This is a genomic window from Trebonia sp., assembly GCF_030042015.1.
GTDB lineage: Bacteria > Actinomycetota > Actinomycetes > Streptosporangiales > Streptosporangiaceae > Trebonia.
This window is the reverse complement of record NZ_JASIAL010000355.1, coordinates 1-14,215: the sequence shown is the minus strand read 5'-3', so window position 1 is coordinate 14,215 and position 14,215 is coordinate 1. Positions and strand designations below refer to the sequence as shown.

General features: G+C 70.4%; 14 protein-coding genes. 7 read left to right on the top strand and 7 right to left on the bottom strand.

Annotated elements, in window-relative coordinates:
• From Q1N79_RS19280 to Q1N79_RS19265, 4 genes are all read right to left on the bottom strand, one after another.
• Positions 1-599: hypothetical protein (locus tag Q1N79_RS19280; RefSeq protein WP_300610853.1), on the bottom strand; the 599-nt coding region annotated here is incomplete at its 3' end.
• A gap of 2 nt (positions 600-601) precedes the next feature.
• On the bottom strand, positions 602-2,566 hold the full coding sequence (locus tag Q1N79_RS19275) for a cbb3-type cytochrome c oxidase subunit I (RefSeq protein WP_300610851.1): 1,965 nt from the start codon (positions 2,564-2,566) through the stop codon (positions 602-604).
• 37 nt (positions 2,567-2,603) lie between these two features.
• Complete coding sequence (locus Q1N79_RS19270) at positions 2,604-3,590, bottom strand: cytochrome c oxidase subunit II (RefSeq protein ID WP_300610849.1); 987 nt, start codon at positions 3,588-3,590, stop codon at positions 2,604-2,606.
• Positions 3,590-4,261: a hypothetical protein gene (locus Q1N79_RS19265; protein WP_300610847.1), complete on the bottom strand. Its 672-nt coding sequence runs from the start codon at positions 4,259-4,261 to the stop codon at positions 3,590-3,592. Before Q1N79_RS19265 ends, Q1N79_RS19270 begins: the two co-directional genes overlap by 1 nt.
• Before the next feature lie 577 nt (positions 4,262-4,838).
• Between Q1N79_RS19265 and Q1N79_RS19260 the strand changes: the two genes are divergently transcribed.
• The 6 genes from Q1N79_RS19260 to Q1N79_RS19235 all read left to right on the top strand — a co-directional run bounded on the left by Q1N79_RS19260 (position 4,839) and on the right by Q1N79_RS19235 (position 10,355).
• Positions 4,839-5,537 (top strand): response regulator transcription factor, encoded by a 699-nt coding sequence (locus Q1N79_RS19260; protein ID WP_300610845.1) that lies wholly within the window; start codon positions 4,839-4,841, stop codon positions 5,535-5,537.
• A 45-nt stretch (positions 5,538-5,582) separates the two neighbouring features.
• Positions 5,583-5,801 (top strand): ATP-binding protein, encoded by a 219-nt coding sequence (locus Q1N79_RS19255; protein ID WP_367185104.1) that lies wholly within the window; start codon positions 5,583-5,585, stop codon positions 5,799-5,801.
• Between the two features lie 55 nt (positions 5,802-5,856).
• The gene (locus tag Q1N79_RS19250; RefSeq protein ID WP_300610843.1) at positions 5,857-6,441 is read left to right on the top strand and encodes a TlpA disulfide reductase family protein; all 585 of its coding nucleotides are present in this window, start codon (positions 5,857-5,859) and stop codon (positions 6,439-6,441) included.
• A 75-nt stretch (positions 6,442-6,516) separates the two neighbouring features.
• Positions 6,517-7,146, top strand: coding sequence for a hypothetical protein (locus tag Q1N79_RS19245; protein WP_300610842.1), 630 nt, complete (start codon positions 6,517-6,519; stop codon positions 7,144-7,146).
• Between the two features lie 60 nt (positions 7,147-7,206).
• Positions 7,207-8,484, top strand: a complete 1,278-nt coding sequence (locus Q1N79_RS19240; protein WP_300610840.1) for a trypsin-like peptidase domain-containing protein — start codon at positions 7,207-7,209, stop codon at positions 8,482-8,484.
• Between the two features lie 206 nt (positions 8,485-8,690).
• On the top strand, positions 8,691-10,355 hold the full coding sequence (locus Q1N79_RS19235) for a trypsin-like peptidase domain-containing protein (protein WP_300610838.1): 1,665 nt from the start codon (positions 8,691-8,693) through the stop codon (positions 10,353-10,355).
• A gap of 38 nt (positions 10,356-10,393) precedes the next feature.
• Here Q1N79_RS19235 and dapE read toward each other — a convergent pair whose 3' ends face one another.
• Both dapE and Q1N79_RS19225 read right to left on the bottom strand, forming a co-directional pair.
• The gene (dapE, locus tag Q1N79_RS19230) at positions 10,394-11,464 is read right to left on the bottom strand and encodes a succinyl-diaminopimelate desuccinylase (RefSeq protein ID WP_300610836.1); all 1,071 of its coding nucleotides are present in this window, start codon (positions 11,462-11,464) and stop codon (positions 10,394-10,396) included.
• Between the two features lie 9 nt (positions 11,465-11,473).
• Complete coding sequence (locus tag Q1N79_RS19225) at positions 11,474-12,484, bottom strand: LysR family transcriptional regulator (RefSeq protein WP_300610833.1); 1,011 nt, start codon at positions 12,482-12,484, stop codon at positions 11,474-11,476.
• A 116-nt stretch (positions 12,485-12,600) separates the two neighbouring features.
• Between Q1N79_RS19225 and Q1N79_RS19220 the strand changes: the two genes are divergently transcribed.
• A complete protein-coding gene (locus Q1N79_RS19220; protein WP_300610831.1) occupies positions 12,601-14,004 on the top strand; it encodes a pyridoxal phosphate-dependent aminotransferase in 1,404 nt (467 codons plus the stop codon).
• Between the two features lie 17 nt (positions 14,005-14,021).
• Here Q1N79_RS19220 and Q1N79_RS19215 read toward each other — a convergent pair.
• Positions 14,022-14,215 (bottom strand): TMEM165/GDT1 family protein (locus Q1N79_RS19215; protein WP_300610829.1); only part of this gene is annotated, 194 nt, incomplete at its 5' end.

The window sequence follows — 14,215 nt, the reverse complement described above, 5'->3', positions numbered from 1 at the left end:
AAACCGCTCAGCGAGGCCTGGAAGCGCTGCACCGCGAAGGCCTCCACATAGGTCGGGGGCTGCTCGACGAAGGCGATCTCGGGAATCTGCCTCGCGCGCACGATCAGGGTTTCCAGCCAGACCATCGCGCAGAAGACGACGGTCAGGAAGACCGGTTGGAAGCCCACGAACACGCTGGCGAACCCGGCGGCACCCGGGTAGAACGGCAGCGCGGTCAGCTGCCAGATCTGGATCCCGACGGCGGCCAGGCCGAGCACCAGCGCCACCCAGGCGCCGTTCAGCCAGACTCCCTTGTGACCGGCCTTGATCCGCTGCAGCACCAGGTACTGCAGCACCGCGCTGACCACGATCGCCAGCATGACCACGATGCCCACCCAGGCCTGCGGCGCCTTGAAGCCCGACGGGTACCACAGGTGGTGCGAGTTCAGCGACTTCAGGTAGAAGAACGCGAACACGAACGAGCCGAACCCGAACGAGAGGCCGCCGAGGGCCAGCCGGGCGCCGGTCCACGCCGCGTTCAGCGCCGCCTCGTGGTAGAAGCCGGCCTCTTCCGCCTCCCTGGTCAGTCCCGGAGGGGGCTGCTGCGTTGCCTCGGCCATCGCTATGCCTCCGCTCTTGCGGTGTCGGCGCCGGCGTAGGCCGCGCTGACCACCCCGGTCGGCGGGTCGAGGTCGGCAACCGGCGGGGCGCCGGGCGTGCCGTACTCATACGGCCCGGAGAGCACGACGGGGACGTGGGCGAAGTTGCCGGGCGGCGGCGGCGAGGACACCTGCCATTCCAGGCCCCGGGACCGCCACGGGTTGCCCTCCTCGCGCACCCGCGTGATCACCGTGGACCAGACGAAGTTGATCACGAAGATCAGGATCGATCCGCCCAGGCAGAACGAGGAGATCGAGACCCAGTCGTTCAGCGTCTCCAGGTTCCGCGCGTACTCGAACACCCGCCGCGGCTGGCCGGCCATGCCGACCGCGAACAGCGGCAGGAACGTCGAATTGAAGAAGATGAACATCGTCCAGAAATGCCACTTGCCCAGCGTCTGGTTGAGCTTGATGCCCATCATCTTCGGCAGCCAGTAATAGCAGCCGCCCATGAACGCGAAGATCAGCCCGCCCATGATCGTGTAATGGAAGTGCGCCATCACGAAGAAGCTGCCGTGCTCGGTGGTGTCGGCGGGGACGTCGGAGAGGAACACCCCGGAGATCCCGCCGATCAGGAAGTTGAAGAAGAACGCGAGCGCGAACAGCATCGGCACCGTGAATCTGATCTTCGCCTTCCACAGCGTGCCTGCGGCCACCAGGAAGATGAACCCGGTCGGGATCGAGATCAGCTCGGTGGTGAGCATGAACACCGGGCGCATGTCCGGGTTGATGCCCGAGTCGAACAGGTGATGCTGCCACACGAAGAAGCTCAGCAGCGTCACCCCGATCATCCCGGCCGCGGCCACCTTGTACGCGAACAGCGGCTTGCGGCAGAACACCGGGAGGAGTTCCACGACGATGCCGAACCCGGGCAGCGCGAGGATGTACACCTCGGGGTGGCCGAAGAACCAGAACAGGTTCTCGTACAGGTAGTTGCTGCCGCCGAGCGTGTCGATGAAGAACGCGGTCTGCGCGGTCCGGTCGGTGATCATCATGTACATGCCGCCGATCAGCACCGGGGCGGCGAGCACCATCAGGAACGAGGTCGCGACCATCGACCACACGAACACCGGTACCCGGCTCCAGCGCATGCCGGGGGCCCGGTAGCAGATCGCAGTGACGATGATGTTGAACCCGGCCAGGATGACCGAGACGCCCATGAGCCCGAACGCGATCGCGTACGAGTCGGCGCCGAGCGTCGACTGGATCGACAGCGGCGCGTAGCCGGTCCACCCGAACGGGAACCCGCCGAGCATCAGCCCGGACAGCAGGATCAGGAACGCCATCGGGGTGAGCCAGAACGACAGCGCCTCGAGCCGGGGGAACGCGACCCGCTTCGAGCCGATCATGATCGGCACCAGGTAGTTGCCGAACGGCCCGACGATGACCGAGGTCATCATCATCATCATCATCGTGCCGTGCTCGCTGACCACCTCCAGGTAGGTGGAGGGGCTGAGCACGTGGTAGCTCGGCGAGAGCAGCTCGGTCCTGATCGCGATCGCGAACAGGCCGCCGGTGAAGAAGTAGACGAGCATGCCGATCAGGTACTGGATGCCGACCGTCTTGTGGTTCAGGGTGTACCTGAAGTACTTCGCGAGCCCGCCGTCGGGCTCGTCCGTGTGGCTGATCGGCTTGCCGAGCATCTGCCTAATCAGGTCGTTGAAGACGCCGAGCCCGATCAGCCAGCCGATCACCAGGAAGGCGTAGCCGAGCACGATCGCGAAGTCGTTGTCGTCCGAGGACGCCACCTGCTGGTAGCCGGCGCCGATGAAATTGCCAAGCCAGTGCCCGAACGCGTAGCCGATGATCGCGCCGATGATCGCGGTGTGCCATGCGGGGCGCAGCCACCAGGAGCGCCTCTTCGCGGTGCCGCCAGGCTCATGTCCGCCAGGTGCCTGCGCGCTTTCCGGCTGGGTTTCGATGGCCATGTGTGTTACCTCGTTCCCTTCCGTGGCTTGCGCTGGCTCATGGCTGCTCTGGGTCTGCCGGGTTGTAGTAACCGCCGCCCGCGCTGGTCAGTCCGAGTTCCTGGTTCACCTTGCCCACGTTGGTAAGCACTGTCGGGTCGTAGGTGAGGGCGTACGGCGGCAGCAGCTTGGTCACCGCGGCGAGCTGGATCGCGGTCGAGTGCGCCCAGCTCAGGAACGCCGACACCGACACGACGCTGCCGTAGTTGTACATGGCGCCATGCCAGATGCCGCACAGCTCGGCGCACCGCACCGTGAAGCCGCCGATGTGCTCGGGGATGGTGTAGGCGATGTTGTTCACGCCGGGGTTGGCGTCGGCCTTCACGCCGAGCTGGTAGGCCCAGAAGCTGTGGATGACGTCCAGCGAGGTGACGTTGAACTGCACCGCCTGGCCCACCGGAAGCACCAGGGCGGTGGTCTCGAACCCGCCGAACTGCGGGTAGCGGTAGGTCCACGCCCACTGCTGGCCGATGACCTGCACCTGCAGGATGTTGTTCGTGTTGGGCGCCCAGGAGGTGTCCGAGACGGCGGGCGGGACACCGTGGTTGAAGGCTGGCTGCGGACCCTGGCCGGAGCCGGCGCCGGCCGGGGCGATGAGCTCGTAGGTGCCGAATACCGCCAGGCCGAGCACGATCGCCGAGGTCACCGTGATCCACACCGCCGAGAGCTTGGTGTTGCCGTGGATCGGCGCCGCGTCGGTCTCGTCCCCCGGCTTCTGCCGCCAGAAGGTCAGTGCCCAGCCGAAGTACAACAGCACGCCGAGCACCACTGGGGTGGCGATCGTGCCGAGCACCCTGGTGTCGAACTGCTGGCTGGCCGCGGTGTTCGACATGTCGCCGGGCGGCAGGTGCGGGCCCCAGACGACATAGACGAGGATGCACCCGACGACGCTCAGCACTACCCACAGGACGAGCAGCCACAGGCCATCGCGCCGTCTACCACTCCTTGTCCCGTGCCCGGACGGGCTTGTCGCGTCAGCGGCCATCAGGCCTGCACCTCCATCTGACCCATCATGTAACCCGGCGTGCTCATCGGGCCGCCGTTGCCGTCCAGGAAGCCGCCGCCGCACGGAATGAAGCACTGCCAGCGGAAGGTGCCGCCTGCCTTCGGCGTCATGAAGCTGAATGTGACCACCGTGTGCGGCGCCAGGGCCTCGCTGGAGTTGGGAGCCACGCACGGGGATATCGAGCACAGCTCGCTGTTCTCCTGCACCGTCGTCACCGAGGCGACCGGCACGTTCAGCCCGAGGCCAGGGATCGCGAACGTGTGCTGCACCGAGCAGTTCGCGTACGAGTTGAACGTCGAAATCGGCTGGCTGGCCGAGTAGGTCTTGCCGTTGAAGTACGAGACGTTCTCGACGCCGCCGATGGTCCCTGTGACATGTCCCCAGAGCGGGTTGCGCAGCGGCGTGCAGCCGTCGTATCCCAGGATGGTCACGTTGATCTTGGTATTAGCGGGCACCTCGAAGTACGTGGTGTGCACGAACTGGCCGGTCGACGGGTCCTTGATGAAGTACGTCACCCAGTCCGGCTTGTCGGTCACGGTCGTCTGCGGGGCGGTCATCATCGTGACGTTGACCTGGCCGTTGCTTGCGAGCGGCGTGTAGTCGACGACCGGAGGCTGTGACCCGATGTAGTGCAACGCAACGAAAACCACGCCCGCGACAACTGCCAGGAAAGCAATAACCAAGGTCGTCACACGAGCCGGTAGAGACACCGGTTACCACCTCGTTTCCGCACAACACGTGATGCACACGGTTGCACCCGCCCCCGCCAGAGATGGTGGTGACCTGGCGGGACCAGTGACCGCACGCCGAACTCGCAGGCATGTTGCCCACTTACGCCCCCGATCGTGACGGCGGAACGAACACGAACGCAACACTGGAACGCCTGAATGACAAAATTGTCATGCGCGTCAGGACCGCTCTGCTGGCTAGCTGGGACGATGCAGGCCGCAGCCCGGTTGCCGCCAGCGCAACCGGTGCGGCAAACTGATGCGATCACTACCGATAGTGGTCGGACATCATCAGTACCAAGCAAACACCATATGCTGACGCCGATCACGGAGAGTGGCGAACCTTCCCGGCGCGTCCGCCCGCGATTCCCCAAGCAAAGGGTCGCAATCGTTTGTGTGACAGTGCTGTAACAGATGGGCCACTCGCGGCGATGGACTGTTGACCGGGTATGAGGCCACAGACACCATCAAGAGAACATTGCGAGGACGGTGGGTCGCGTTGCCGCATCCAGGACGCATCCTGATTGTCGATGACGAGCCTAAGATCTGCTCGTTCATCGGCAGGGCGCTCGCTGCCGCAGGCTATGTGACCGAATTCGCCGACAGCGGCGCCGAAGGACTCCGCCGGGTCGGCCAGTCCCGATACGACCTGGTCATCTTGGACCTGGTCATGCCTGACCTGGACGGGCGGCAGGTGCTCGGGCAGCTGATTGCCGCACACCCGGACCAGGCGGTCATCGTCTTGTCGTGCGTGGCCGACGTCGCCGCCAAGGTCGACTGCCTGGAGCGCGGCGCCCAGGACTACCTGACCAAGCCGTTCTCGCTCGCCGAGCTGCTGGCCCGCGTCCGGGTCCAGCTGCGGGGCGAGGCGCATCCGCGCGGCGACACGCACGCGAACGGCTCGCACGCCGAGGTGATCAGGGCGGGCGACGTCACGCTGGACGTCGGGCGGCTTGTCGCGGACATCGGCAACGGCCCGGTGCCGCTTACCCGGCTGGAGTTCCTGCTGCTGCGCGAGCTCGCCGAGCACGTCGGCCAGTCCGTGCCCAAGGGCAAGCTGCTCGCCACCGTCTGGGGCTACGACTTCGACCCTGGCTCGAACGTCGTGGACGTGTGTGTCAGGCGGCTGCGGTCCAAGCTCGGCTTCGACCTCATCAAGACCGTGCGGGGTGAGGGCTATCAGCTCGTCGCCCGCTGAGCCGGGCGGCGCCATCCTGGGCGCTAGCCCGCGCCCGCAGCGGCGGTGCGGCACACCCGAACCGCCGATGTCATACAGTTGTCTGTCATCCGGGGCTGGCCAGGAATGCCGGTGCGCATCGTCGTCGCGGACAGCGGCATCGCACCCGACCAGCTTCACCTCATCTTCGACCGGTTCAGGACCGGCGACGATGGCCAGCCGCGGGGAACCGGCCTGGGGCTCCCCTGGTGCGCGCGGTGGCGCGGGCGCATGGCGGTGACGTGACGGTCCGCAGCGTGCCGGGCAGTCGCGGGACCGGGCAGCAAGGGAGTACCAGGCGATGAGCGAACAGGGCGCGGCCCTCCCCGGGAGGGCACTGCGCTGGGCGGGCCGGATAGTGGTGCGGAACAAGATCGCCACCGCCGCGACCGCGGTCTTCCTGGTCGTGGCGGTGGCGATCAGCGTGGCCGGAACGCGATCGTCGGGCAGCTCCCCGCAGCCGGATCCGGTCGCCCCCGGCTTCACGCTGACCGCCCTCGGCGACCCGGGCCACGACATCACGCTGAGCCAGTACGCGGGCAAGCCGGTCATCGTGAACTTCTGGGCCTCCTGGTGCCCGCCGTGCCAGCAGGAGACACCGCTGCTCGCACGGTGGTACGCGGGGCAGCACGGGCACGTCATCCTGGTCGGGCTCGACGAGAACGACAGCGCGGCCAGCGCGCTGAAGTTCGCGCGCGCCAAGGGCGTCACCTACCCGATCGGTACCGACCCGCAGCTGGCCGCGGCGAACGCGTACGGCGTGGTCGCGCTTCCCCAGACGTTCTTCCTCAACGCGCAGCACCGCATCGTCGACCGCGTGTACGGCGCGGTGACGCTTGCCGACCTCGCCAAGGGCGTCCGCCTCATGGACGCCCCGGGTCCGTGAGGCCGGCTGGCCTGTGCCAACAGGAAGTCCGGCTGGTCTGTGCCAACAGGAAGTAGAGAATCGAGGCTGCACCCCGTGGAATCCCCGACGAAGACAGAACCGCCCTTCGTGCCGCTGCGGCGGGCCGGCTGGGCATCCCGGCGCACCCCGCTGTGGGTTTTCGCCGCCCTGATCGTCCTGGCGGCGGGCGGGGTGCTCGTGTCGCTGTCCCACAAGCCGTCCCAGGCGGAGCGGGCCAGTGACCTGGCCGGCTACTTCAGCGACGTGAACACCGGCATCGAGTCGTGCGCTGGCGGGGTGCGGGACTCGCTGACCGCACTGAAAACCGTCGAGGCCGGCGACAAGGCGGAGTATTCTGCGGCCGTCGGCATCCTCGCGTACAACGCGCAGAACTGCTCGCCGGCCAACAACGAGCCGCTGTCGGACTTCACCAGCTACCAGGTGACCGAGTCGCTGGCCGCGTACCCGCTGGACACGGCCGACAACGACGTCGTCACGTGGGCGTTTCCCGACGCCGTGAACGCCCAGCTTGACATGCTCGCGCTGCTGCAGGCCGACGGTCCCGCCGCCCGCGCCAAGGCGAACGCCACGCTGCAGACGGCGCTGCGGACAATGAACGCGCAGCGGGCCGCGATCTACGCCATCTGGCGGGGCGCGGAGCGCGGCGTGGGCTCCACTGCGGCGCTCCCCTATCTGCCGACCTGAGGCATCCGACCTGGTCACGGCAGGAATGACGTGATCGTCCTGGGGGAAAATCAGATAAGTGTGACGTCGCACGTGCCCCGAACCGGCCCGCGCGGCCGGACGGCAATCCCGCTGATCGTCGCGGCGCTCGGGGTCGCGCTCGGCGCGGCCGGCGTGCTGCTGCTGCGCTCGTCGGGCGCGCTCGCCCCGGTGCCTGCCTCGAGCCTGACCGGGGGCGCCGGGGGCCCGGGGCGCGCGGGGCACTCCGGGGCGGGGTCGCTGAACGCCCAGGCCGTCTACGACCGGCTCGAGCCCAGCGTCGTGGACGTCACCTCGACCCTGCGCTATGACGGCGAGACCGCATCGGGCACCGGCTTCATCATCAACGGCCCGGACGCCCTGGTGCTCACCAACAACCACGTGATCAGGGACGCGACCGCGGTCACCGTCACGCTGACCGCTACAGGCCGCACCTACCCCGCCAGGGTCGTGGGCGCCGACGTCGGCGCCGACGTCGCGGTGCTGCAGATCGAGGGGGCAGCCGGGGCGCCCGGGGCGCCCGGGGCGCCCGGACTGCCTGCCGCGCCCCTCGGGGACTCGGCCACCGTGACCCCCGGCACCCCGGTCCTGGCGATCGGCAACCAGGCCGGCCAGGGCGGCGCGCCGGCGATCGCGCCAGGCATCATCGACAGCCTCAACCGGACAATCCAGGCGGCGGACAGCACATCGGGCTTCACCGAGACGCTGCACGACATGCTGGCGACCAGCGCCCAGATCCAGCCGGGAGACTCCGGCGGGCCGCTGGCCGACGCGGCGGGCCTGGTGATCGGCATGGACACCGCCGCGGGAACGGGGCCGGGCCGGATCGCGATCGGCTACGCGATCCCGATCAACGGCGCGATGGCCGTCGCCCGGCAGATCGAGGCCGGGCGCGCCGCCCCGGGGATCACCCTCGGGGTCAGCGGCTTCCTCGGCGTCGTGGTCGCCGCGAGCACGAGTCCAAGCCCGCTGCTGCAGGAACACGAAGAACACGGCCTGCCCGCGGACGCAGGCTCGCGGTCGCGGCCGCCCGGCTGCCTCGACACCGAGGCGGGGGCAGGGATACCCGCGGCGGTCGCCCCCGCGCGCTGGGGAGCACTGGTGGACGGCGTGCTCTGCGGCACCGGGGCGGCGGCGGCGGGGATCACCGCCGGGGACGTCATCACCAGCGCGGCGGGGCACTTTGTGTCCTCCCCTGACGCGCTTACCGCCATCGTGAGCGCGTGCCGCCCCGGGGCGGTCGTCCAGGTCAGCTGGATCAGCACCACGGGGATCACGCGGACGTCGCTAATCCGGCTCGTGACGGCCCCTGCGGTATAACGGTATAGCGGCATACGGGCAGGCATATCCAGCGGGAACCCAGAGTTAACCCTATGGCGTGCCCCAGGCGGACGTGTCACACCAACCCGGAGCAAGCCCTCAGCTTACGTCCAGGTTGGCAACGCTTACTAGTTGATGACGGACGCGCGGCTGGGCACCGGGCGACGAGGCACAGGACGTACGCTGTTCACGGCGAAGGCGAGAAGATGCAAGACGACGACAGCGGTAGCGAGCAGCAGGGCAGCTGGCAGCCACCGGAGTACGTTAGCCCGTGGGTATCCGCGTCCAGCGCCGATGACGCCTCCGGTGACGACAGCGAGTCCGACGCGAACGACACGATCGCCTTCGGTCCCGCCGACCGTGCGGGGCAGGGTCAGTACACCGCATCCGGCCAGCCGGGCTACGGGCAGCCGGGGTACGGGCAGCCGGGCTACGGTCAGCAGGGGTACGGGCAGCCGGGCTACGGGCAGGGCGGCTACGGCGCCTGGGGCGGCGGGGCCGGCGGGCAGTCCCCGTGGGGCGGCTACGGCGCACCGCCACCACCGCCACCACCCGGGCCACGCTTGGGCAGGGTCCTCGCCTACATCGCCGTCGCCGCGCTCGCGGCGGGCGTCGGCGCGGGCGCGGCGATCGCGCTGAACCACTCGGCGAGCCCGTCGTCGTCCGCGCTGTCGCCACAGGGCAACACGAACCCGGCCGGCGGCAGCGGCACCAGCCCCGGCGGCACCAGCCCCGGCGGCAGCAGCGGCGAGGAGAACCCGTTCGGCGGGAACGGGTACGTGCCGGGATCGGGGGGCACTAACCCCGGCGGCACCGGGGGCACCGGCAGCGGCAGCACCGGGGGCACCAACAGCGGTTCCGGCTCGCTCAGCGCGGCGCAGGTGCAGGCGCTCGCGGCCAAGGTCGATCCGGGCATCGTCGACGTCGTGTCGCAGCTCAAGTACAACGACGCCACAGCCGAGGGCACCGGCATGATCATCTCGCCGAGCGGCCTGGTGCTGACCAACAACCACGTGATCGACGAGGCGACCAGCGTCACGGCGACGCTCGTGGTGTCGGGAAAGACGTACACCGCGCAGGTCCTTGGCTACGACTCCACCGACGACGTGGCGCTGCTGCAGCTCGAGGGGGCCTCCGGCCTGCGGACCGTTACCCTCGGCGACTCGGCCAAGGCCAAGGTCGGCCAGGACGTGCTCGCCCTCGGCAACGCCGGCGGCGCCGGCGGCCTCCCCTCGACCGCGCAGGGCACGATCAGCGCCCTTGACCGCACGATCGAGGCAAGCGACAGCGGCGCGGACACGACAGAGACCCTGCACGGCATGATCGAGACGAACGCCCCGATCGAGGAGGGCGACTCAGGCGGGCCGCTGGTCACCACGGCCGGCCAGGTCATCGGCATGGACACCGCGGCAAGCACGCCGAGCTTCGGCCAGCCCTCGGACGCTGCCGTCACCGGGTTCGCGATCCCGATCAACTTCGCCGTCTCGATCGCCGACCAGATAGCCGCCGGGCACGCCAGCACGACCGTGCACATCGGGCTGGCCGGCTTCATCGGCATCACGATCGCGGACGCAAGCACGGGCTGCTCGGCCAGTGAGGGCGGCTTCGGCGGGTTCGGCGGCGGGTACACCCCGCCGGTCAGCTCCGGCGCGGAGATCTGCGAGGTCATCCCCGGCACCCCGGCCCAGTCGGCCGACCTGGCCAGCGGGGACGTCATCACGGCGGTCAACGGGACGGCCGTGAGCTCGGCGGACGCGCTGACCAACCTGCTGGCGGACGACCGGCCCGGTGAGCAGGTGACGCTCACGTACGTCGACACCAACGACAGCACGCAGCACACCACGGTCACGCTCACCGCGCTGGCCAGGTAGCGGGCGGGCAGCCGGCTGTCCGCCTGCTCGCGTCGCGGCTAGGCCGACAGCCAGGCGCGGAGCCGGGACTCGCATTCGGCGATCGCCGCGACCTCGACGTACTCGCCGGGGGTGTGCGCGATCTCCGAGATGCCCGGGCCGTAATTGACAGCGGGGATCCCGAGTTCGGCGAACCTGGCGACGTCGGTCCAGCCGAGCTTGGCGCGGGGCGTGCCGCCGACCGCGGCGACGAACGCGGCGGCAGCCGGCTCGGAAAGCCCGGGCCGCGCGCCAGGGGCGACGTCGAGCAGCGACACCTCCCAGGACGAGAACAGCGACCGGATGCAGGCTTCGGCCTCCGCCGCGCCCCGGTCCGGGGCGAACCGGTAGTTCACCGTCACCACGCACGAGTCGGGGACCACGTTGCCCGCGACGCCGCCCTCGATCGCGACCGCGTTGAGTCCCTCGCGGTAGCGCAGCCCGTCCACGACCGGGGAGCGCGGCTGCCACTCGCGGAGCACGTCGAGGATCGCGCCTGCCTCATGGATCGCGTTGCGCCCCTGCCACGACCGGGCGGTATGCGCCCGCGCGCCGGCGGCGGTGACCGACGCCCGCAGCGTCCCCTGGCAGCCGCCCTCCACGACACCGCCGCTCGGCTCGAGCAGCACCGCGAAGTCGCCGGCGAGCAGGTCCGGAGCGGAGCGGCTGAGCAGGAACAGCCCGTTGCGCTCGGCCGCCACCTCCTCGCAGTCGTAGAACACGTACGTCACGTCCCGCGACGCGCTAGCCAGGCCCGCGGCCAGGCGCAACTGCACGGCCACCCCCGACTTCATGTCAGAGGTGCCGCAACCAGAAAGCCGGGATCGTTCGGAGTCAAAGGAGGACGGAAAGTTGCCCGCGTGCGGCACGGTGTCGATGTGCCCAGCCAGCACCACCCTTTCCCTGCGCCCCAGCTCCGTACGGGCGATCACCGTGTTGCCGAAGCGGCGCACGGTCAGGTGCGGGAAGGCGGACAGCGCCCGCTCGATCGCGTCGGCCAGCGGCTTCTCCTCGCCGCTGACGGAGGCGATATCGGTCAGCGTGGCGGTCAGCGCGGCGCCGTCGCCGGTCAGGTCAAGCGCGTGCTCCACGGCCCCAACCTACAGTGGCTCGGCAGGCCCGGGCGTCTCCTGGGAATCTTGGACCTCATGTGATTCCTGGGTCGGGACCCGGTGCGACATCGACCGCGCCGCGCCGCGCAGCGAGCTGACGATGACCGCGACCGACGGGCGCAGCACGCTCGCGGTCCGCGCGACCGCGAAGACGTCCCTGGCCAGGTCCAGGCCGGCGGGCAGCTCCCTGACCACGACCCGGCGTTCGTAGGCGCCGACGGCGAGCCTGGGCATGATCGCGATGCCCAGCCCGCGCGCGACCAGGTTCGCGACGGTGCCCAGCCCTTCGAACTCCGACGGGACCGGCGGGGTCAGCCCGACCGCGGCGAGCAGCCGGTCGGCCGCCTGCCGGGACGGCTCGCCTGACGGCGCGGCCAGCCACGGCTCGTTGCGCAGCGCCCGCAGGTCCACCGGCCGGTCCGGGGCGGCCGCGGGGTGGCCGCGCGCGACCACGAGCACCAGCGGGTCGCGGACGAGGTGGTAGTAGCGCAGCACGCCCTGGCCGTGCTCGCTGCCGTCGGCGCCGCCCAGGCTGGCCGCCAGGCGCCCCGTCCAGTCGTCGACGATCGCCACCTCCACCTCGCCCGTGCGGACCAGCTGCAGCCCCTCGGCGGCCGAGGACTGGCGCAGCAGCAGCGACAGGCGCGGATGCGCCCGCAGCGAGCGGGCCAGGGCCGGCGCGAACGCGACCGCCGCGGACGGGAAGGCGGTCACCACCACCCGGCCCGAGGGCTGGGCGGCGTGCGCCGACACGTCCGCCTCGGCTTCCTCCACCATCGCCAGGATCCGCTCCGCGTGCGCGGCCAGCCTGCGGCCGGCGTCGGTCAGCCCGGCGCTGCGCGCGGTGCGGTCGAGCAGCGCCGTGCCGGCCTCGCGCTCGAGCACGGCCAGCTGCTGAGAGACCGCCGAGGGCGTGTAGCCGAGCGCGTCCGCGGTCCGTGCGATGCTCCCGCGTGCCGCGAATTCGTGCAGCATACGGAGCCTCCGGATGTCCAGCATTACCAGATCTTAGCCTCTCCCCAAGGCATCGGCTCTTGTCCTAACGCTCAAGAGGGAGAATTCTTTATCGGGTAATTGTCGCGAAACTCCCGTTCCCGCAGCTTGGAGTCCTCGTCATGGCCGCCACCACCGCGCCGCTGCCGATCCTCACCACGAAGCAACAAGAAACGACGCGAATCGCGACGGCACGCGACGGATCCGGCACGGCTGTGCGGCAGACCCCGCGCGTCGGCGTCTCGGCGACGCTTGCCGCCAACGAGGCGCTCACCGAGCGGCGGCGGCGCGGCGAACGGGTGCTGGCGCTGGCGTTCGGCGAGGCGGGGGTGCCGGTCGCCAAGGTGCTCAGGGACGCCCTCGCCACGGCCAGCCACCTGGGCGGATACGGGCCGGTCGCGGGCTCGGCCGAACTGCGCGCGGCGACCGCCGGGTACTGGGCGCGGCGCGGGCTCGCGACGGGCGCCGATGACGTCGTGTGCGGTCCGGGCAGCAAGGCGCTGCTCTACGGGCTGCTGCTCGGCCTGCGCGGCGCGCAGGCCGGGGACGTGGCGATCCCGCGGCCGAGCTGGGTCAGCTACGCCGCCCAGGCGTCGCTGACCGGCATCCGCCCGGTGTACGTGCCGATCGCGGGTGGCAGCGAGGGCGGCGTGCCCGACCCGGACCTGCTGTCGGCCGCCGTGCACTCGGCACGCCGCGAGGGGCGCAGGATCGGCGCCGTGATCGTCACGCTGCCGGACAACCCGACAGGGACGCTGGCGGCCCCTGGCACGGTGCGGGCGCTGTGCGCGGTGGCGCGGCAGCACGACCTGGTGATCATCTCCGATGAGATCTACCGCGACCTGACCCATGTGCCCGGCGCGGACGGCCCGGCCGATGGGCGGGAGTTCCTCAGCCCGGCCGACGTGGCACCGGAGCGGACCGTCATCACCTCGGGCCTGTCCAAGAACCTGGCACTTGGCGGCTGGCGGCTCGGGGTCGCCCGGCTGCCCGGCGACTTCCCTGCCCTGGCGGCGTTGCGGGACCGGCTGCTTGGCACGGGCAGCGAGATCTGGTCGGCCCCGGCGGCCCCAGTGCAGCGCGCGGCCGCGCTGGCCTTCGGAGAGTCTGCCGAGATCGCCGAGCGCATCGCCCGCTCCCGTCACCTGCACGGCGCGATCGCCCGGGCGGTCGCGGCGAGGTTCGCCGCCGCCGGGGCCGACGTGCCGCCGCCGCAGGGAGCGTTCTACGTGTATCCCGACTTCGCCGCGCACCGGGCGGTGCTGCGCCGCCGGTTCGGGGTGGCGACCTCCAAGGACCTTGCCGCGCTGCTGCTGCGTAGGCATGGCGTCGGGGTGCTGCCAGGCAGCGCCTTCGGCGAGCCCGACGAGGCGCTGCGGCTGCGCGTGGCCACGTCGCGGCTGTACGGCGAGGCCGAGTGGCAGCAGGAGGCCGCGCTCGCCGCCGACGACCCGGCCGCGCTGCCGTGGATCGCCGACAGCCTGTCCTGGCTGGAAGGGGCGCTGGCCGCGATCACGGCGTGCTAGGCCCGTGCTAGGCCGTGCTAGGCCCCGGCCGCCGCGGCGGCGCTCGTGCCGGCCAGGGCGAGCATGATCAGCGCGGCGCCCCTTGTCAGCCACCGGACCGGGATGACGCCAAGCAGCCGCCAGCCCACCACGATCGCCACGCCGGAGGCCACCCACAGCGCCAGCAGCGCGCCGACCCCGACCGCGACAGGGTCGTGGTAGCGGGCCGCCA